This window comes from Pseudoalteromonas sp. J2K-J031, from assembly GCF_058197095.2.
Genome location: NZ_CM200279.1, coordinates 1,061,466 through 1,083,447, shown reverse-complemented (window position 1 = coordinate 1,083,447; position 21,982 = coordinate 1,061,466). Strand labels below are relative to the sequence as shown.

At 38.0% G+C, this 21,982-nt stretch carries 15 protein-coding genes; 6 read left to right on the top strand and 9 right to left on the bottom strand.

All coding sequences use genetic code 11. The annotated features are described in order from the left end of the window. Window positions 1-77: 77 nt before the first annotated feature. The 6 genes from AC3KZC_RS04900 to AC3KZC_RS04875 form a co-directional block, all read right to left on the bottom strand. A complete protein-coding gene (locus tag AC3KZC_RS04900; protein ID WP_490579865.1) occupies window positions 78-296 on the bottom strand; it encodes a hypothetical protein in 219 nt (72 codons plus the stop codon). 11 nt (window positions 297-307) lie between these two features. Beyond that, on the bottom strand, window positions 308-1,060 hold the full coding sequence (locus AC3KZC_RS04895; RefSeq protein WP_490579866.1) for a phytanoyl-CoA dioxygenase family protein: 753 nt from the start codon (window positions 1,058-1,060) through the stop codon (window positions 308-310). Continuing rightward, window positions 1,047-5,150 carry a TOMM system kinase/cyclase fusion protein gene (locus AC3KZC_RS04890; RefSeq protein WP_490579867.1) on the bottom strand — a complete coding sequence of 1,368 codons (4,104 nt, stop codon included), beginning with the start codon at window positions 5,148-5,150 and terminating at the stop codon, window positions 1,047-1,049. Before AC3KZC_RS04890 ends, AC3KZC_RS04895 begins: the two co-directional genes overlap by 14 nt. Before the next feature lie 163 nt (window positions 5,151-5,313). Then, window positions 5,314-5,637: a hypothetical protein gene (locus AC3KZC_RS04885; protein WP_490579868.1), complete on the bottom strand. Its 324-nt coding sequence runs from the start codon at window positions 5,635-5,637 to the stop codon at window positions 5,314-5,316. A gap of 230 nt (window positions 5,638-5,867) precedes the next feature. Next, window positions 5,868-8,666 carry a collagenase gene (locus AC3KZC_RS04880; RefSeq protein WP_490579869.1) on the bottom strand — a complete coding sequence of 933 codons (2,799 nt, stop codon included), beginning with the start codon at window positions 8,664-8,666 and terminating at the stop codon, window positions 5,868-5,870. A 486-nt stretch (window positions 8,667-9,152) separates the two neighbouring features. Continuing rightward, window positions 9,153-10,997: a GGDEF domain-containing protein gene (locus AC3KZC_RS04875; RefSeq protein WP_490579870.1), complete on the bottom strand. Its 1,845-nt coding sequence runs from the start codon at window positions 10,995-10,997 to the stop codon at window positions 9,153-9,155. 144 nt (window positions 10,998-11,141) lie between these two features. Between AC3KZC_RS04875 and AC3KZC_RS04870 the strand changes: the two genes are divergently transcribed. Beyond that, window positions 11,142-11,558 (top strand): hypothetical protein, encoded by a 417-nt coding sequence (locus AC3KZC_RS04870; RefSeq protein WP_490579871.1) that lies wholly within the window; start codon window positions 11,142-11,144, stop codon window positions 11,556-11,558. A 678-nt stretch (window positions 11,559-12,236) separates the two neighbouring features. Continuing rightward, the gene (locus tag AC3KZC_RS04865; protein WP_009838665.1) at window positions 12,237-12,446 is read left to right on the top strand and encodes a cold-shock protein; all 210 of its coding nucleotides are present in this window, start codon (window positions 12,237-12,239) and stop codon (window positions 12,444-12,446) included. 195 nt (window positions 12,447-12,641) lie between these two features. Here the strand turns inward: AC3KZC_RS04865 and AC3KZC_RS04860 are convergent, their stop codons facing one another. Beyond that, complete coding sequence (locus AC3KZC_RS04860) at window positions 12,642-14,093, bottom strand: RimK family ATP-grasp domain-containing protein (protein ID WP_490579872.1); 1,452 nt, start codon at window positions 14,091-14,093, stop codon at window positions 12,642-12,644. A gap of 24 nt (window positions 14,094-14,117) precedes the next feature. Further along, complete coding sequence (locus AC3KZC_RS04855) at window positions 14,118-15,215, bottom strand: peptidase M42 (RefSeq protein WP_490579873.1); 1,098 nt, start codon at window positions 15,213-15,215, stop codon at window positions 14,118-14,120. 280 nt (window positions 15,216-15,495) lie between these two features. Here AC3KZC_RS04855 and AC3KZC_RS04850 point away from each other — a divergent pair, with 280 nt between their 5' ends. The 4 genes from AC3KZC_RS04850 to AC3KZC_RS04835 all read left to right on the top strand — a co-directional run bounded on the left by AC3KZC_RS04850 (window position 15,496) and on the right by AC3KZC_RS04835 (window position 20,851). Further along, a complete protein-coding gene (locus AC3KZC_RS04850; RefSeq protein WP_490579874.1) occupies window positions 15,496-16,593 on the top strand; it encodes a GNAT family N-acetyltransferase/peptidase C39 family protein in 1,098 nt (365 codons plus the stop codon). Window positions 16,594-16,758: 165 nt separating this feature from the next. Continuing rightward, a complete protein-coding gene (locus AC3KZC_RS04845) occupies window positions 16,759-19,446 on the top strand; it encodes a PAS domain S-box protein (RefSeq protein ID WP_490579875.1) in 2,688 nt (895 codons plus the stop codon). After that, on the top strand, window positions 19,443-19,865 hold the full coding sequence (locus AC3KZC_RS04840; protein WP_490579876.1) for a response regulator: 423 nt from the start codon (window positions 19,443-19,445) through the stop codon (window positions 19,863-19,865). The genes AC3KZC_RS04845 and AC3KZC_RS04840 overlap by 4 nt, the downstream gene beginning before the upstream one ends. Window positions 19,866-19,912: 47 nt before the next feature. Beyond that, complete coding sequence (locus AC3KZC_RS04835) at window positions 19,913-20,851, top strand: GGDEF domain-containing protein (protein ID WP_490579877.1); 939 nt, start codon at window positions 19,913-19,915, stop codon at window positions 20,849-20,851. Between the two features lie 112 nt (window positions 20,852-20,963). Here AC3KZC_RS04835 and AC3KZC_RS04830 read toward each other — a convergent pair whose 3' ends face one another. Further along, entirely contained in the window at window positions 20,964-21,884 is a 921-nt protein-coding gene (locus AC3KZC_RS04830) for a glycosyltransferase family 2 protein (RefSeq protein ID WP_490579878.1), read from the bottom strand. Window positions 21,885-21,982: the final 98 nt, after the last annotated feature.

Genomic DNA, 21,982 nt, shown 5'->3' with positions numbered 1-21,982 from the left:
TATGATAGCGCCTTAATTGAGCTTAAATTGTAAGCGATACGAATTGAAAATTACGCAAAAACCTAATAAAAAAGAGGCTAATAAGGCGTGACCATGTGAACTCGTTTTTGAAAGTCAGCTTTTAAAAACTCTGATATTTCATCATGGTTTGAATTAATAAATGCCTCTTGCTCTTCATCAGTTAGTTCAAATTGTGCCATAGTCGCATTAGGTGAAGACCTAAAGTCTTCTCTAATATCTGCATTTTGTACAAAGTGATGTAAAAAACTAATAAAGCCAGGTGCAAAATTTGACATGATATTTCCTATTATAGTTTGTTTAAGTCATGGCCTACGTTCAGCCTGTTAAATTGCTCGCTCGTTTGGTATCTAAAATCCAAAGACCAGCGAAGTTTATCTGATTCATTTAATTGAGCGGTATGAAACAAATGATGGTGAAATAACAAGCAATCTCCTGGTTCTAAATTTAGGGACAGTTTATTATTTAAATTTTTTTCTATTATAGGATCTAGAATATGATAAAACGGCGGCTGTTTAGTGTGCTCAACACAACCATATAAGTGGCTTGCTTTAATAACATCGAGTCCACCAGTTTTGGACTCAGTTATTGGAAGCCATACCCCTAACATTTGAAGCTTGATACCCGTATCGGGAGCATCTTGATGCCATCCGGTAATGTTTTCAAAATACGAATGAGGTGCAACTGAACGAAGTGAATATTCTTGATACAGTTTTAAATCCGACTGCCCCATAATGGCTTGAGCCACATTATAAATATCGTCTTGATAAAAAATATTTTTTACAACATGTAAATCAAGTTCTTTTCTATTCGCCCGAGGACAATACTTTTTATTTTCATTGAAAAATTTAAGCATGTCATAGCAATAATCTGATTTTATTATCTTCTTTATATTGAGCGAGCTTTCATATTTATCCATATAAAAGCTTGAGATTAATTCACACTGCGCTTCTAGTTCATGAAGAATATGCGTTGATATAACGCCCCTCAACACCACAAAACCATTTTTATTAAACTCATCAACCACTTTATAGAACTGCAATATTATTTCCTAATATAGTGTTCGCTTTACTAAAATAGTAATTATCATTTTCATTTTTGTATTGGATCAATATATCGAACATCCTAGATTTGGCTTTTTGATCATCGAAATACTCACAATAATCAACTAAACACATCAACTCTTTAAAGTAAGCGCCTTGTGTTTTTGATAATTGGATAGCCTCTTGGTATATCTCTTTCGCTCTAGTGATATTGTTGTTCATTATAAAACAGCGAGCATAATATCTAAGTAATAAAGGAACTGCATAATACTCATCTAAACGCTTAACTCTGTCTAATGACTCTTCTAACAATAATGTCGCTTCATCTACTTTATTCAATGCTAATAAAGTGTCTGCAATGGATGTTTCATACACACCTAAAGCAAACGACTGACCAGACTTAATCATGCTATCGCGGCTTTTTATTGCATACTCAACGTTTCCACACGCCCACTCATTTAAAATATATAAAAATTCTTTTGCCCAAACAAAGTCCTCAACACTGTTTTCATATTCAATAAATATATTTTTAACTGTGTGTTTATCATTTAAACAAAAGTGGTAAAGCGCGACAAAAATATAACCAAATGTAATCGAGATATCATGCTTTGATAAAAGAGATATTTTTAATCCTTCTTCTGCATTACGTTTTGCATTTTTTAGGTTGCCGATCATTAACTCAACAATACTCGACATTGTTAAACCTTGAGAAAAAGGCTCTGAACCATATTCTAGTACTATACGTTCAATATTTTTGAAGTCGGCAGCATTTCTTATAACAAAATCATAAGCCTCTTTTGATTTTTCATATTCACCATCAAAGACATATGCCTGTGCTAAATGCACTAACGTACAGCATTTTTTTTCTAAATCATGCTCGGATTTTGCTAATATTTCCTCACCAGCCTTTCGGGCACTCTTTCTTTGAGAACTGTAGTGAAACGCCAAAAACTGCGACCATTTCAACTTATCTAAAATCTCTTGAGTTGCATTATTTATTTCTATATCCATGCCTAGATTTGAAATATTAGCTTCGATTATTTCACTTAATTTAATCGTTTCCTGACCGGCATATCCAAATTGAGACATAAACGCAGGAAGGACAGCGAGCTTCGCTTCTAACAGCATTTTATCAATTTCAATATTATTCGAAGTTAGCTCAGAGAGCTTCGTTATTTTTTCAAATATTTGGATCGCCATTGAATTTGAAGAAATCGAAGTATAATGCTTTAAAGTTTCAACATTATATTTCAGAGCAGCATCGTATTCATTAGCCTGATAGAAATGTTCAGCGATGAGTATTAATGAGTTTAAACCCAGTTTTTTTGAGCATGAAATAAGCGCACAGGCGATTTTTTTATGTTTTATTTTTAGTTCTTTAGTCCCCATGCTTTCATAAGCAGCATCTCGTACTAACGCATGTTTAAAAATATAACTATCACCCTCGACTCGGCGATGTTGAATAATTAAATCTGCAGCCAATAATTCGTTGAGATCATTTTGAATTTGCTCTTCACTGTGCACTGAAGCAGATGCAAGCACTTGATAATCAAATTCACGACCGATTGTTGCTGCCAATTGCGCGGTTTCTTTGGCGTAAATCAGTGAATCGAGTTTTTGTTGCAATGAATCACGTAATGTACTGGGGACTTGATCAAGTTTATCTGGATTAACGAAGTCGATGATGCCATTGAGCTTATGAACCAATTGATTCTTTTTAAGCATGCCAACCAACTCTTCAATAAACAATGGAATACCATCGGTTCGTTTGATTAAGAGTTCACTGACATTTTGCGATACCACTTCATTATCAAATAAGCTGTTGATAAAAAGACGCGTAACTTGGGGTGACAATTGATTTAGCTTAATAATATCTGCACTAGTGAGCTTAAACTCGCTATCGGGTTCATATCGCGACGTGGTGATAATGAGCGTTTGTTTTGCGTTTGCGCTTTTAGCTAGCATCACTAAAAACTCTCGGCTAGTTGGATCAACCCAGTGCATATCTTCGACAATAAGAAGCTGCTTTAGGCCAACTTGTTTTGTAGAAAGTAAAAGTTGGATAAGCACCGAGAACATGGCCTTTTTCTGCTCTTCAATTGCTAATCCCGATGCATTTAGCCCTTCAGGCAAGGGCAAGTTTAGCCATGCAAGCAGTGTAGTAATGCCATCTTCAAAAAACTTAACCTCCCCCGCCAACGCTTTTGCTTTTTCGTACAAATAAAAGGCTGCAGCCTCATCAGTGAGATTTGATAATGAGTATTTGTACTGTACCAAATTTAAAATAGGAAATAGCGCATTGTTTTGCTGTTCAGGTAAGCACTGCGCAACTAAATGGGGATGTTTTGCTGCTTTATCACGCAATTCGAATACTAAACGCGATTTACCAATGCCCGCTTCACCATAAATATGAATTAATTTGCTGACTAAATTCATGTCGCTGACGTTATCATGCTCATATTTCAAACAATCAGTTAACTGATTTAGCTGTGTTTTTCGACCAAAAAACGCATGATTGCGACGATGGCCTCGTAAAAAACCAAATGCTTCAGCTTGGCGTTCAGCAGTTAAAATATAAGCAAGTTGAGGCTCGCAACTCACCCCCAAAAAACAACGCTGTCTTTGTTGAAACTCTAAATAACAATTTAAAATATCTTGTGATGAGCCAGAGCAAAGTATTTGTTCAGGCTCAGCAAGTATGGCCAGTTCCTGAGCTATATTGGCCGTGTCACCCTCAGGGCTACTGTCAGCATAACAAGTTACTAAGCCGGTATTCATTCCTATTTTTGCTTTTACTTCAATACCTTGGCTTTGCTTTAACAACGAGCTTCTTTTTTGCAATAAACTTGTAATATCTAACGCACTTCGTGCAGACAAGCGTGAGTCGTTATCACTGACATTGGGGTAACCAAAATAAAACAACATCTGCTGCCCCAAACTCCCGACATGGTAAGCACCATATCGAATGGCAATATCAATACACTGGTTCTTTATATCGTGATGAATAGCATCAAGTACTTCTGCGTCATAATATTCATTATTGACTCGGCGGATCTGAATACACACCGCCAAAGCAGTGATTTGCTTTCGCTCCGTTTGACCAGTGAAGTTCATTGTTTGATTATTAATCACCGTATTATCTGACACAGTGATATCGTTAAAGCGTTGCTTTTCTGATGATTGGCCTGATAAATCACCGACCAAATTTGCAAAATTCAACTGGCTGACTTCATCAAATAATTCTTGCGCTGTGACCGTTCGTTCGTGTGCTTTCTTTTGGAGTGCGCGGCGCAATATTGCAGCAATAGGATGGCCCACTAAGGCTGCCGATAACGGTACATTATTGTGGCTAAGCTGCTTGTGAAAGATAGAAGCAATGCTTGAACCCGCCATAACCGGCTTGGCTGTTAAACATTCGATAAACACCAACGCCCAGACATAAATATCGGTTTTAATTGTCGGTGGCTCTCCCCTTAGTTGCTCTGGGGCGCTATAAGAAGGTGTACCAAGGGTTTCTTGTGTAAGGGTAATACTTTTATAGTCAGACTGTTGGACTTCATTAATTAAAGTACCAATCCCAAAATCGAGCACTTTAACATGGGTTTTAACCCCTGTTTTACTGAGCATAATATTGGCAGGTTTAATATCACGATGGATTACGCCTAGCTGATGTGCATGAGCGAGCGCATCGAGTACTTGAGTCATAATATCGGCGGCTTCAACCGGTTTCAGTGCGCCTTGCTCTGCAATAACTTGCTTTAAGGTTTGGCCATTTATATATTCAAATACGGCATATAATAGATGTTCATTTGAACGACCTTTATCAAGCAATCGTACAATATTAGGGTGTTGCAACTTACTAACGAGTAACGTTTCTCGTTCAAAACGATCGATATAACGTTGTTTTTTTTCTTGATTAAACTCAGTGCTAATGGTTAAAAACTTAATCGCAACCTGTTGCCCTGTTTTTAATAAAACAGCTCGATAAACACAAGCAAATCCACCTTCACCTATTTTTTCGATCAACTGATAGGTATCTGATTGAAACTGCTCTGAAATAACATCGCTCACAGAAGTTGTCACGCCCATTTGGCCACTCTTATTTTTAACTGAGTAATAATAAAAAAATACTACGTTAGCGTCTGTAAATTATCAATAAAATCAGCTAGTTTTCAGGTAAACGCCTTTTCTAAGTTGATTTATTAAGCAAAAGCAATGCTTTCTTATGAATTTTAATCAGGCCGTTGGGTTTTTATTTAACACATAATCGAATATCAATTTGTTTTTGTATTAATGCGTTATCGGGGCTGCGTAAGATAAAGGATATTTTTACTTTGCCAGGCTGCTTCATAGTAAAACACCATTGCTTAATACTAAATTCACCTAAGGCACTAATAGCGGGGTTAAATGAGGTCACTTCGGTCAGCTCATAAACCGATGATTGATTTTCAAGTACTTGCCAACAACTTAATTTAGCTGGATTACACTCTTTAAAAAAGAATGCTTGATCACCGGTGTTCAACTGATTTTCAAAGAAATCATTTAATAAATGCTTGCTCGATTCGATCATACTCATTATTTCTACAGTTTTACCAAGTTTGCTCAAGCTAATAGCTTAATCGCTTGCATATCCCTATATTGAGTCAAAATCCTTTTGCCTGTTTATCATAATGTTAATTCTCTTTATGGCTATTACACCTTATTACAGCAATCGATACAGACTCTTCTTAAACACAAAAACCCTTATTCAAACAACCTTAAGTTAGGTTGCTCAAACAAGGGTTCTGATGGACTAATTGAATTTACTTAGCGACAACCCTGAGTATCAAAATCAACCACAATCGCTGCACCTTGTGCTGCACCTGATACTTTTAGGTAACCCCAGTAGTTGGCTTGCGTATTAAGTAAAATGCATTCGTTATTACCCGTATTCTTAGATACAGCATGATGATTAGCACCATTAGGCCAACCCGCATTGCTATATTCCAATGTTAAATTTCCACTGCCATTGGCGGTCGTAATAGCCATACTGCTGTGGCCACTTACATCTGCAATACTAAACCACATGGGCTCTTGCTGAGCTAAACATGTGACCTTACCAGCCTCTAAACGGCCGCTTGATACAGGTGCTTGTGTTGCACATACATTCGGTAAACGACTATGTTGAGCTGCGGTAAAACTCGCTGTTAATGTTGTGTCATAAGCGTTATAACCCCTTACCATCACATGATAGGTGCCGGTTTGAATAGGATCGATAGTACAGGTTTCAGTGTTTCCACCCACATAAGGACGACAATCATAAACATCAACGGTTGCAGGCGAAGCAAACTTCACATATAAATCGGCATCGCCTTGACCACCTGCCAGCTTAAAACTCAACTCTGTAGCACCTGCGGGCACTTCAAAAGTAAAGTGTGTTTGCTGATCTTGTGCGCCGCTAATATTTAAAGGCTGCTTATTTTGTAAAGCATTACCAACTGGTGGTTCAATCACGTCTCGTGTAATCGATGCCTGTGATGTTGCAGTAGCAACGGCACCTTTATCATCCTTCACCGTTAGCGAAACTGTATAGTCACCCGCTTTGCTATAACTATGGCTAGGTTGCGCCTCGGAGCTCGAAGAGTTATCGCCAAAATCCCACAAATAACTGACGATGGTGCCATCAGGATCGTAAGAAGCGCTGCCATTAAATTCAATACTGACATTTTCATCCGCAGTGAATGGGCCATTTAGAATTGCAATTGGCGTTTTGTTCTCAACAGGTGGGTTTGTGGTATCGGTTAATGTTTGAGTCCAGCTGGTAAACTCAGCACCATAACTACTCGACCAAGTATTTACCCGCGCTTTATACGCAGCCCAATCGCCTTTTCGGGTATCCGCTAGCATTAAATTGACTTCATTACGGTGCTTTTCAAACATAAAACGTACAGCTAAATAACCCCAACGATAAATTCGGTCTTGGTCAAAACCATCATAAGTTGTTTCGAACACAGTTGATAATGTGTAAGTTGAGCCATCGTTAATTGTCGCAATAGCAGCTGGGTTATTATTTTGATTAGCAACATACTCCGCAATCCCTTCAGTCCACCAAACAGTGTGCTCTGTAGGATTATTAAAATCGCCATATAAATCAAAGCGACCATCTAAATAGTGAACATATTCATGCTCTAAGTTCCAAACAAAATGATCAGCATTAGCATAACTTGCTTCATAGGCAATAAAGTTAGGGACATTGTTTTGATTAGCTGGGTTGCCCTCTAAATACATACCTCCATTATTGGTATCGATACCAAAAATAGCGCCACCATACTTACCATAATCATCACTTGAGTTAAAAATATTGACCTGAAGTTGGCTATTGTAATCATCAGCAACTGAGATTAAATTGGTTTGTAATTGTGTATGAAAAAAGGTTTCCTCATACCCCATTTTATTACAAGCCGCAGCCAATTGAATCGCACTCATATCCTGGGCGCGAATACGAATAGTTGAACTACATTGATGATTTTGAGGAAAAACCTTTGCAACAAGCTGCTCACCATAACCACAAATATTATACTGACTACAATCGGCATAATAGGTAGCGGTGTCGGCTGCGCCTAACCATACTACATCGCCATAACCAAACATTTCATAAGTAGAAAATATTTGGTTCAGTGCCGCATCAACATCACCTTGTATAGCCGTGCCTGAGTAGCTTTTTAATCGCCCTAACTCACGGGCAGCATTAGCCACCATAAACTCGGCTTCTGTACCGAGCATGTAGTTGCTCATGGCAAAATTTTTCAAAATAGAAACAAGCGCACTATCCGAACCAACATTCGCCACAAAGTTGCTATTCCATTGACCACGAAAAATAAGCGTAAAAAAACCATTGATTGCATTACGCATATTCCAGCCTGCTGCATAAGTTTCGTTCCAACGGCTTAACCATGCTTTTGCTATTGGTAAATAAACATCTTGTTGTTCAGAGCTATCCATCGTGGTGATAACTTCAATCATGGTTTTAGCGTGACCTTCATTGTTATCATAAAAATGGCTGTTATTTACAAATGCATCTATCGCGCCTTTTACCGCAGGTTTTACCCACGATGCAAAACTGACCGCATCGTTATAAAACTCAACAAAATAACCGGCGCGAAGATATAAAAACAACGCTTCAATATCTGTATCACCACCTCCAGCATAATTTTTCGACAAGGCATTAACATGATTAGCCACAGCAAACATATGGTTAGAAGTGAATGCATTTGCCTGAACATTCGACGATGCGCCAAATAAGTCATTCACACAATCCGAGCCTTGAGATTTTATTGTGTTTATCAGGGTTGTGCTGTTACTCGTATTGAATGCATTCAAATCACAGTTAGCAGCCATGACTTGGTCTGACGAAAGTGCGATATTCAAATCATGGATCCGATGTGAATATTCATTTGAAAGTGAACGAGTAGGCGTTTTTGCTGCAGGTACATTCAACTGGCGTGGTTTTTCAATACCGTGATGGTGCTTTACATTTTCAACTTGTGGTTTTGGTGCCGTGTTAGCAAGGGCTGATGGCAGCATTAATGCCGCACTAATCGCTAAAACCAATTTATTTATTGTCATAATATTCTTCTGTCTAGTTGCGTGAGAGATTAAAAGCACCTTCGCTGCTAATTCACAACAAACAATTAACAACAAAAAGTGCAACATAGTTTTAACAAAAACAGAAACAAAACACAACAAATTGTATACATTATATTTAATGCAATGATTGGAAAGATGTAGAAAATATTAATAGTTATTACAATTCATATAGTTGCTGATAGTAATTTATTGTAATAAGTGATTGGAATATTAGAAAAAAGCAAAACGCCCTAAGCCTGACCATGTAGTTCAATTAAAAATAGAGTGGCCAATCTATGGCTCTACAAAATATCCTGCATTCGAAGTGCTTTTTGTAGGAGGGGGTTAACGGTACGAATAAACCTGAACTCTGGATAATAAATCTCTTAACCAGAGCTCAGGTTAATAAAGTAAACATACTGAGAATCATTGAGGAGCAATTCAATCAAAAAAATATGTTCACCTTTATAAGTAACTGTATAGATTTTAATTTTTACAGGAGATTTGGTCTCGTCCATTTTGTTTTGCATAATAAAGTGCCATGTCGGCACGATGGATCAGAGATTCACTTTTTTCATTTTCTGCAATTAATGTCGCTACACCAAAACTACCGGATACGAATAGCTTTTCTCGTTCAAGATCTTTAAAGGTAATATCATGCAGCGCAGTGCGAATAGATTCACACAGCACAGAGGCTTGTGCGAGCGTGGTATTTGGCATTACTAACAAAAATTCCTCACCACCCAATCGGCCGATTAAATCATTTGGTCGTAAAGAGTTTTGGGTGACTCTCGCGACCTCAATTAACACTAAATCACCTATCAGGTGACCACAATGATCATTAATTTTTTTAAAGTAATCAATATCTAACATCGCCACACACATTGGCTGATGCGTTTTACTCGCAGCCCTAATTAAGCAATGTAAGTCATGTAAGATTTGACGACGATTGGGAATTTGCGTTAATTCATCTGTCGTTGCATGCAAATGATTAATTTTACTTACTTTTCGTATATACCAAACCAATACCAGCAGTAGCACTAAAAAAAGACTTACAACAGAAATCAACCATTTCAACCAAGTATTTTTAATTGAAACATCATTCAGATACGCTTGCTTTAAATCATTTTGAATACGTAAGCGTTGATTTTCTAATTCACGCACCTGCGTTTCCATTAAAATGCGGCTTTGCTCCGCCGTTTTGGCGGTTGTAACATTATATTTTTTAATGACCTCGTCCAACGCTTCAAAAAATAATAACAAGCTAGCATCGTAGTCTTTTTGATGATGCTTAATCACAGCTTCTAATTCAAGCAAATAGCTGTTGGAGTTTAATTGCTCTTGTTCAGCGATACGTTTGGCTTGCTCAAGATGCTCTAAGGCCTGATTAATTCGCCCTAAATGTAGCAAGGGATAAATTGAATCGGCATAATTGGCAAAAATGTAATCTTTAATATTTTCTTCTTTTGCTAACTCCAGCGACTTTAAAAACCAATCTACAGCGTGCTGATGCTGCGCCTGTGATTTTGCGATTCGCCCAAATAACGTTTTAGTTAACACCTCAACATAGCGGTTACTTTCTAACTGCGCGTATTCGAAGGCGCTATTTGCATATTCCAACGAGAGATCTAATTGACGTAGTTGAAAATAATTAAATGCGATATTTGCATAAATAACGGCCTGTTCTGCATTAAGCTGTTTTTTATATTCAAGTGCTTTTTTAAAGGCAGCCAACGCTTGATCAACATGACCATTTTCAGCCAAAGCTAAACCTCGGCTATTTTCAAGATCGGACCAAAACTTTTTATTTTCTAATGTAATAGCTAATTTATTAGCCAAACTGAAATATTGCCACCCCTCTTCACTTTGCATCAGCCGTAAAGCGATATTCGCGGCATCAAGTAATAAATAACCGTATCTTATACCTGATATATTTTCGGGCGCTTGTGCAAGTAACAATTTAATTTCTTGATAGTATTCAACTTGATTTGAAAGTTCGGTTCTTAAAAAGAAGCGCTGTATTTTTAATTCAAAAACTAATTTAGCATCAGGAACGTGCGCAATTAACTCATCAAGCTGATTAATCAATTTCGGATATTGGCTTACCTCATTGGCAGTGAGTGCGATTACGCTATCAAGAAAAACGCGTTTAGCACTTAGCTCTAAACTACCTTGTAAATGCTGATAGTCGGTAATAAATGCTTCATTGTAATAATCTGCTCGCTCTTTAAGTAAATCTATATTGTGAACTAGAACACCGTCATTCAGCTCTTCCTCTGCACGGATACAGAAAATAAAACACAAAAATAACAACCCAAATCCATAGTTCAAACAAAGACTCCTTGTTAGCGTAAGTTCAGCCACATTTAGCTTAAATTTATTTAAATGCTTAACGCCTGATTTTATCGTGAATAGATTGACCACATGTGCTGAGCCAATGATAATCTATACTGCCTAAATTAATGAGAGTACTCAATGAAAAAACTAAGTTTAGTGTTAATAATCAGTGCTATTACCCTAATGGGATGTGAACAACAGGCCGAAATTAAAAACGAAGCAAATGAAGTAAAAAAAGAAGTCTCGAGTGCAATTACGAGTGCATGGAATGAGGTAAAAGAAAATACACTTGCATTAAAGGACGACTCACTAAATGATTTAATCAAAGAAAGTGAAGCGCTAACCAAAGCATTGGCAGGTGAAGGGCAAGACCTAAGCAAAGAGCTACTCGCTCAAAGCAAAGAGTTGATCGAGCAAAGTAAATCAATGGCAAAAGACAGTTGGCTAGAAGGTAAAGAAAATGCCAATGAGCTAAGTGAAGAAGCACATATTGCTATCGAAAAATTAGCTGAAAAAATTAAAGCTCAGCGAGAGGCTATCGAGCAAGCTAAATAAATCGTTAATATTTTCGTATTTTCCGTTAAAAGCCAGCCCCCTAGTGAGCTGGCTTTTAAGAGACTGTAAATAACTTTAGCCTGCAAATGGCTAGGGCTTGTTAACTTTTAGCGATTAATTTTTCAGCAGTATGTTTGGTATTTAGGCAAGGTAAAGCCTATGTAGTGTGATAGCGCTCCCCATAAATAGACGATAACGCAGTATTAATTCCAAACATGCGCTGCCCTAAGGGTGATTAAGGCTTTGTTGCTTACAAGGATGTAGGTAAACGCGAAAGTTTCGCTCGATTTTTACTTAGCCAACTAGGTTACAAACCTCACGCCGCGGTTAAATCTCCCTAAATTGAACCTATTTCAATCCATAAAGGTCAACACACCCTAGCGCAACTGACACCATTCACACCAACACATGATCTTCCTAAGTGAAAAAATTTGGATTAAACACACACCGCGCACCTTCAACTCATTTATATTAATTGAGTTAGGAATGAGTGCTTGACTCTCATGGGGGATAGGCTACACTGAGCTCTGTTTGAAAGTACGACCTTATTTATGCATACCATTTCGAAGTTTCGTTTAGTACCTCGTCCTGTTTTTATAAGTAATTGCAATACTTCCAGATCAACGGCAGTGTTTATTTCGAACCTGTTTAAATTACTCTAAAACTTAGGATATTATTATGTCTACTACAACTACTGGTACAGTTAAATGGTTCAACGAAGCTAAAGGTTTTGGTTTCATCGCTCAAGAAAATGGCCCAGACGTTTTCGCACATTTTGGCAACATCGTTGGTGAAGGTTTCAAAACTTTAACTGAAGGCCAAAAAGTTGAGTTCATCGTAACTCAAGGTCAAAAAGGTCCTCAAGCTGAGAAAATCGTAGCTCTTTAATAGCAACGGTTTGGTTAATTAGTTAACCACCTTCTAGTTCTTTATTGAACTAAAAAAGGCTAAATCTAACGATTTGGCCTTTTTTAATGCCTCAAATTGGGCCCTCCGTCTTTTGTTAAATACTAAGACCTATCTGATAGGCAATAAAAAAGCGACCGAAGCCGCTTTTAATAAAGCATAAAAACCAATCAGAGTTTAACGGCCACGCATTTCCAAACGATGCGCAAACTCATTCATAATATGCATATAAAGTTCATTGCCTAAATATAAGTCTTCAACTTTATGATCAATACTTGGGTTGTCATTAACTTCAATAACGTAAACTTGATTACCTTTTTGTTTAATATCAACACCATATAAACCTTTTCCGATAATAGAGCAGGCTTTAATTGCTGCATCAAGTACCTTTTTTGGCACTTCAAACGTTGGCAATGTCTCAAAGCCACCTGACGAAAAACGTTTAGAACCATGATTATAGATTTGCCAATGGTTTCGAGCCATATGATAACGACACGCAAAAATGGCTCGGCCATTTAAAACCCCAATACGCCAATCAAAATCAGTAAATAGATACTCTTGCACAAGAACTAAAGCCGTATCGGCTAACAATAAATCAAGCTTCTCTTTAAGTTCGTCGCGCGTTGCAACTTTAAATACCCCTTTAGAAAAAGCACCTTCTGGTAGTTTAAGTACAATAGGATAATCAAAATGTGCTTCTACATTATCTAATTCAGTATCACTAGTGCCTAGAACCACATGTGTTTTAGGTGCAGGCACTTTGTTATAGCTAAACGCATCGTGTAAAAATGCTTTATTACAGCATCGCATAATTGACGTCGGATCATCCATCACCACTAAACCTTCTTGCTCGGCTTTACGGGCTATACGATAAGTGTGGTGATCAATCGCGGTTGTTTCGCGGATAAACAAGGCATCATATTGAGCGATATGGTTGGCTTGTTTCGCTGTTATCGTTTGGGCATGAATGCCTACTTTAGCTGCCGCTTTAATAAAACGAGCTATCGCATCTTTATCGCTTGGTGGATGAGTTTCATCAGGATTAACTAAAATAGCCATATCCCAGCGCAATTTACGCTCTGCCGCAGATTGACGCCACACGACATGAGTGAAAATGTTTAATCGATTTATAAACTCAGCTTTTTGCGCTTCATCTAACAGTGAATATGTGCAGCGCACCACATTAAAATTAACACCATTTTCATCACGAAATAAGCTCAACTTTAAAATTGGATCTGGATATTTTTCATAAACACGACGTGCTAATTTCTTAAGCTGCTCATTTTCAACATGACCAAAGAAAGAAAACAACTCTATTGGTTTATCTAAATCTAAACCTAATAAATCAGAGTTAAACAGTAATGAGCTATCAGCATAGTTCGCTAGATTTCGTAAATCATTAATAGTGCTAACACTCGGTAATACCTTATGTTTACGTGCTTCAGCCAATAAAGAACAATAATACCCGCGACTAAGGTAATGTTCTGTATCACATAAGTTGATAACTCGAGTCTTCGTTTCGTTACGTTTTGGATAATCTTGTAAGTACTCTTCAAAAGTAATGACATCAATGCCATCACCTAATGAAAGATTATCACTGCTTTGTGCAACAACGAGGGTTTTATACATTATTAAAATAATTCCTTTGATTTTTTACTTTAAATTCGAAAGAGCCATCAATACTGCGATAAATCCTTGCACCGATTCAAGGGGTGCTGATTCTTCCATTGTATGATAACCCGAAGTCGGTATTTGTAGCGTAGTACCGTCAACTAAGCCATTAGAGGCTGCAATAATCCGCCCCATTTCTGTAGAGCCTAGCGAGGAGGGTTCATCACCTCGAGCTACACGTTGCTCATTCATAGATTCAACGTATTCATCTTTAAATTGAACATTGAGCTTATGCTCTTTACATACTTGCGCCAGTTTTTTTGTTAATGCCACATTAAAACTCGCATTGGCATCTTTGTTACGTAGCACCAAATGCTGTAGTTGAGCGGTTGGTAAATCAGGGTAAGGGCTGGTATCAACTACAATCAACTGATTGGTTGAACCACCGAAACGACGAAACCATTCCAATAAGTAACGCCAGCTTTTACCTGCTTCTTCTTGGGCTGTGAAAAAGGCTGTGCCTTGAAAGCCAAGCTCAAATAAATACACTAAAGCGGCTGCAGTTAATACGTTGTCTAGTTGCCCTACAAGCGCCTCATCGGTCACTTTAAGTTTATCTAAAAAAGCGACAGGTGTGCCAGCGACTAAATGCTCTAATCCTGCCACTTCAAAAATTAAGTTGTTACGATGTTCACAGATGTATGTACCTGTGATTTCACCTTTACCACGATACGCGCCCGACCATGGTTCATAAGCATATAAATCACCTTCTGAGAAACGCTCAACGATTTTTTTCATCAGCTGCTCACTCACGGAGTTACCCAGTAAATCTGAACGTGCACCGGCAACAAACGCAGCATATTGAAACTCATTAGGACCAGTACAGACTAAACCATGGCGGTCAATATGTGCTGAAAACATCACGCTATGAGGGTCAGAACCTTGAGCAACTAATACACCTTCATACCAGGTGACATTAGCACCACGCTCTTCTAACTCGCGCTGCAAAACCCGAAAAAAGGAATGTTCAGAACCCACCACGCTTGGATTACGCAGTAATGAATTTAATAGATTGATAAACGAACTCGGTAAACCGTGTGCTATCGCTTCTTGCTCTAGTTTCTTTGGTAAAATACCCATAAATATTCCTCTTGGGAGCTATCAGAGCAAATGAAAAACTCATTAAAATTAAATGAGCACACCAGCTAAGCCATGACTTCTAAAACAGCTATATAGCGTGATTTTTAATTATAATCAATTCAAATAACTCATTTATTTTATTAAATAAATTATTTTTCCTTAAGCATAAGATTTGATCATGACTTTGAGAAAAAATCACCTTTACAAGCCAAAAGTACCAGCGCACACTACCGCATGCTATCCTATTAATTAGCTTTTTTCGTTAGGAAAATCTGTCCATATGTCCCTTCGTCCAGCCACGCTAGAAGATCTCGATGCGTTAGTGAAATTAGAAAATGCCAGCTTTAACGCCGATAAAATTAGTCGCAGAAGCTTTAACCGCTGGCTTAAATCAGGTCACAGTTTAATTTATGTCATCACTGGCCAAGCAGAACTTGATGCCTATGGTTTAGTACTATTACATAAAGGGACTCGCCTAGCGAGACTGTACTCTTTGGCTGTTGCACCGCACGCTAGAGGTAAAGGGCTTGGTAAACAATTGCTATTAGCACTTGAAGAAGCTGCCGCTGAATCAGGCAGATTATTTATGCGCCTAGAAGTCGCAAAACCCAATGGTGCTGCTATCGCATTATATCAGCAACTTGGTTACAAAAAATTTGGTGAATACAGCCATTATTATCACGACCAAAGTGATGCGCTGCGAATGCAAAAGCGGATCCGTAACTTAGCGCCAGCCAAACAACCCAAACCGGTTCCTTGGTATCAACAAACGACCGAATTTACCTGTGGCCCATCATCATTAATGATGGCAATGGCTAGCTTACAACCGAGCCTAGTACCTTCGCAGCCGCTTGAACTAGATATTTGGCGCGAAGCAACCACGATTTTTATGACTTCAGGCCATGGAGGCTGTCACCCATTAGGATTGGCAATTGCGGCTAAGTTAAGAGGCTTTAACGTCACCACTTATATTAATCATGAGCGGCCACTTTTTATTGATGGTGTCAGAACACAAAATAAAAAAGAGATCATGACGGTTGTTGAAAATCAGTTTAGGACAAAAGCAGCATCGTTAAACATTGCAATCGAGTACCAAGATTTTAGCCAACAACAAGTTGAACTTTGGCTACAACAAGGCTGCGCAATTCTAATTCTGATCAGCACCTACCGAATGGATGGTCGTAAAGTTCCCCACTGGGTGGCTGTTACAGCAATTGATGATGTGTGTTTATATGTTCATGACCCCGATCCAGACGAGGCTCGCCCAGATCCACTTGATTGTCAGCATTTACCGATTGCCCGTACCGACTTCGATAAGATGTCACAATTTGGCAATGATAAGCTACGTACTTGTGTTGTACTTCATCCTACAGTGTAATTAAATGATAATGCCCCACAGCTAAGGGGCATTATCTGTATTTCTTTTTAACGACAATGTCAGCCCTTAGCTACTGATAGATATACTGATTTGATTAAATAAAAAACAAAATGCATACGATAGTCTAAACTTCCATCTAGAAAGTTTATTGACAGGGAAAGTGCATTGTTAGATACATTTACTGGTTTTTTTAATCCCAACTACATGCCACATGGTCATTGTTATTTATGGCAACCGGCCATTCTTTGGACCAATGTCATTGCCGATTTATTAATTGCCTCTGCCTATTTTTCAATCCCTATTGCATTATTCATCTTTATTCGCCAACGAGAAGATTTAAAATATAAACGCATTTTCATTTTATTTGCCTTATTCATCTTATGCTGCGGCGTTACCCATTTATTTGCAATTTATACCATTTGGCATGGAAGTTATGGTTTACACGGCATCTTAAAAGCAATCACTGCTATCGTGTCAGTATTAACCGCTTTTATATTGTTTAAAAACATTAACACCTTACTTTCAATCCCCTCAACCCAACAGTTTGAGCAAGCAATCAGCAAAGCTGAGCATGAAAAATCACGTCGCTTCCAACTCGAACAAGCTCAAAAAGCAGAAGCTATTTTTAAATTTTCCCTAGAATTGCAACCCACCGCACTTTTAGTGGTTGATGCAAACCAAGTTATTCGCGTCACCAATAAGGCATTAGAACGCTTATTTCAATACGATACTGACGAGCTTATTGGCAAGTCATTACATTGTTTATTACTCGATGAACAAGCAAAGTTCCATCATGTTTTAACCAAGGGTTATTTTGAAAAACCCGCTCAAGGTCATGCGATGGCACAAGGTCGAACTGTTCGTGGAAAAACAAAATACGGTGAAGAGATTTGGATTGAAATTAATCTTTCAATCCATCATTTTGAAAATGAAAAACACGCCTTTGCGTCAGTCAATAGCGTTAACACCCCCAATAATGAGCTTAATTTTGTTTTTGAAAAATCAAATCGTTTACAGCGTGTCATTGATGCAACAGAAGATGGAATTTGGGAGTGGAATATTCAAACCAACGATGTTTGGTACTCAAATCGATTAATTCAGATGCTAGGTTGCGATCCTGAAACCATAAAACCTGATGTTAGTTTATGGCAAGCTCATGTTCACCCTGATGATAAAGATCGAGTATTTGATGCGCTCGAACGCCATTTAACACAACAAGTGAAGTATGATATTACTTACCGTGGTTTATCTGAAAATCAAGAATACCAGTGGATCCGCACACGTGGTAAAACTATTTTTGATAGTGATAACAAGCCATTATTAATGTCGGGCACCTTAACCAATATCAATCAACTCAAAGAGCTTGAACTGCAATTTAGTAAAAAAAGTCACTTTTTAAACACCGTCTTAAACAAATCTTTAAGCGCGATGTTTATTTTCAATACCGACAACCAAAAAATCACCTTTATTAATAAACAATACAGTGACATAACGGGTTATAGTTTCGAGCAACTGAACCAAATTCAGTACCAACAACATATTTTTACCCTATTTCACCCTGACGACCAAACAAGTATAAGTCGTCACTTCAATACCCTCACTTTAAATAAAGAAAAAGAAACACAGGGCTTAGAATTTAGGCTCAAACATGCGACTAACGGACAATGGATTTGGTGTTTATCAAAAGACTCCCCATATTCTTTTGATGAAGATGGGAACGTAAAAGAAATAATAGGTACCTTTTTTGATATCAGTGAGCAAAAGCAACAGCGCGATAAAATTAAAGCGCTCGCATTAGATTTTTACACCACATTTGAACAAGCAGCTGTAGGCATAGCCCATGTAGGACTTGATGGCAGCTGGCTAAAAGCGAACCGCAAACTGTGCGAAATTTTAGGCTACGATCACGACGAATTATTAACGCAAAATTTTCAAAATATTACACACCCTGACGATCTAAACACCGACCTAGAGTTAGTAGCCCGTTTACTCGCAGGCGAGTTTGCTCAATACTCAATGGAAAAACGCTATATTTGCAAAAATAAAAAAGTTATTTGGGCATTTTTAACGGTTTCTGTCGTACGTGATGAAAGCAACCACCCAAGTCACTTTATCTCCGTTATAGAAGACATAACAGAGCGCAAAGAAGTCGAGCAGGCGCTGGCTGAATCAAACTTGGCATTAGAAAAGTTTGCCTATTCGGCATCTCATGACTTGCAAGAACCCCTTCGCAAAATAAGTGCATTTTCAGATAGCCTCAGTGAGCGGCTCAAAGGCAAGCTCGATGATGAAGATGCTGAGTATGAACTAAGCCGACTCACCGATGCAGCCTCAAGAATGCGCGGCATGATAAATAGCTTATTGCAGCTTTCTCGGTATTCAAAACACAAACTGAGTAAAGAAAAAATTCAATTTTCAGATTTATTGGCGCTCATTAATGAAGATCTTTCAGAGTTAATTTCAGAATCCCATTGCACATTACACCTAGAGCAAGATTTTACTTTGTATGTCGACCGAAATAGCTTTTTACAAGTTATCAGAAACCTTATTACCAACAGTGTGCGCTACAAACAAGCCGATTTACCCCCTATTATTCATTTTAGCCACTACAACACAGGGAATACTCTCAACATTGTAGTTTCAGATAACGGAACTGGGTTTGATGAAAAATATGCGAATGAAATATTTCAGCCTTTCAAACGGTTAGCTTCAAACAAAGTAAAAGGATATGGAATGGGCCTTGCGATTTGTAAACAAATAATCAAAGCTCATGAAGGTGAAATCACAGTAAAAAGCCAGTGTAACCAAGGTACCTCATTTACCATTACGCTTGCTGACAAGGATAAACAATGATCCCAGCACCTGTACTATTTTTTATTGACGATGACCCCGATGACCAATATTTAATTCGAAGGGCAATTCAACAACTTAATTCTAATGTAGAACTCGTTAGCTTCGAATCAAGCGAACAACTTTTTAATTATTTTAATGAGCCAAAGTCGACGTTACCCGATTTTATTTTGCTTGATCTAAACATGCCGATGGTCAGTGGAAAGCAAGTATTAAAACGTATTAAAACAACATCAGAACTAAAAACAATTCCATGTATTATTTTCACCACCTCACAATCAGAACGAGATATTGAAGAATCATATCAGCTCGGTGCCAATTCGTTCATTATCAAACCAGGTACCTTTGCGCAAACGGTAAGTATTATGCAACAGCTTTGTGACTACTGGCTAAAAACCGTGACCTTAAAAGTAAAGGATTAATCCATGCTGTTAACCAGACCATTTAACCCTGTGATAAGAGTGACTTTATGCTAACAACACCAAAAATAGCATGCCAAAAACATGATGCAGACTTCATAGTGCTGGTCGTAGAAGACAATTACGATGATTTTTATTTAGTAAAACAGATGCTTGCCAAAGACATGCGTAAAACATATTTGCTACTGCACGCTGAAACACTCGATGATGCATTTATGACGTTAGCACATGAAAAAACTGACCTCATATTGCTTGACTTAGGCCTAACAGCAACGCAAGGACTCGACACCCTAACCCACTTTAGACAACAAATTGCTGATGTTCCTGTCATTGTATTCACCGGAGTTGATGATGAAGATATCGGCGAAAAAGCAATAAAATTAGGCGCTGAAGACTACATATCCAAAGCACAAGCAAACAGCGCTATTTTATCTCGCTCGATTTCATATGCCATTGAACGTCATACTTTATTAACTAAAATCCAGCAACAAGTCTGGCTCGATGCCTTAACAGAACTCCCAAACCGCTCTGCACTTTTCCAATACCTCACCACGCAAATCAATAATGCACAACGTAAGCCACTTTCTATCAATGTAGTGATGCTTGACCTTGATGGGTTTAAAGAAATAAATGATGATTTTGGCCATCAAGCTGGTGATGATGTGTTGATTGCAGTCGCCAAACGGCTGAACCAAAATAAACGCACAGCTGACTTTATCGCACGACTCGGTGGTGATGAATTTATATGGGTATTAGTTGAGTGTAATCCTGTTGAAAAAGTACTGGCATTACTTGAAGAAAAGCTTAATTTAATTAATCAACCAATTAGCATTATCGTCAACAATAAACCACATGAAGTGCATGTTGGAGCCAGTATCGGTGTTACCACTTGGCACGGCGAACAAACACCCCAAATGCTTATCAATATGGCAGATAAAGCGATGTACCAAAGCAAAAGTAAAGGAAAAAATAGCATCAGTATTTTATAAAATGATTTATTTTTTGACGCAAATCCAGAATCTTAGATCCTAAAGTATCTGGTTAAAACTACTTCAAAGCTCATGTTGTAATCATAATATGACCTATTTAAAGGGCCTAAAGCTAATATTTCGACTTTTGATATTCTTGATATTTAAAACCAAACAGCCCCATCACAGTCCCGATTGACGAGCAAAACCGTAACGTAGCCGCAAACAATAACCCTTTATCTTGGTACCACACTCCTTTTAACAACAACTTCAAAGAGTCGAGTAACCGGTAAACAAAAAATACTGGTGAGAGTAATAGTGTTTTTAAGCCACCATGCTGTTTAAAACTAACCCTTGTTGCACCTTGACCTAATCGGATCCCCCTCAGAGCAAACCACCTCAGCTGGCTTCTATTATCAGGATGAAGCTCAATAACTTTGGCGTTTTGTGCATACACGAAACTAAATCCAGCTTGTTTTGCACGTAAACAGTAATCAAAATCTTCAGATCCCGTTAAATTGAACTGTAAATCAAATAGTCCAACCTGCTCAATCACATGTCGGCAAATTAACGTATTATTGGTATAAAAATACCTAACCGGTTGAGCATCATCTTGCGCTAAGGGCTTAGCGTATAATGCTTTGGCGAGAAACTGTTTGTTACTATCTTCGGGCTGGCTTATCACATCACTGCACACCACATCCGCTTGAGTTTTCGCTTGTACCAATAATAAATTTTCAAGCCAATGTTCATGCTCTGGCCACTCATCATCGTCAATCCAAACCAAGGCATCTGAATCAGTACTTAAAAACTCACTCACACAGCGATTTCGGGCAAAAACAACTCCCTGAGAAGGCTCATGATGGTAAACCACATTTAAACCACCTTTGAATGATTCGGTGATTGTCTTAACATTCGATTGCGAAGCGTTATCAACAACGAGCACGCAATAAGGTTTTGTTGTTTGCCTTACCAAAGTTGCTAATAAGTTTTGCAGTAATGCTTCACGTTGATAGGTAGTAATACAAATACACGGTTTTGAAAGAGGCGTCATTTAATATGTCTTCATGTTTAAACTTATTATTAGTTTAAAGTTTGGTCCATATTTTATTAACTGCACGTTTTTATTGATTATTTAAATAGAAAAGCGCC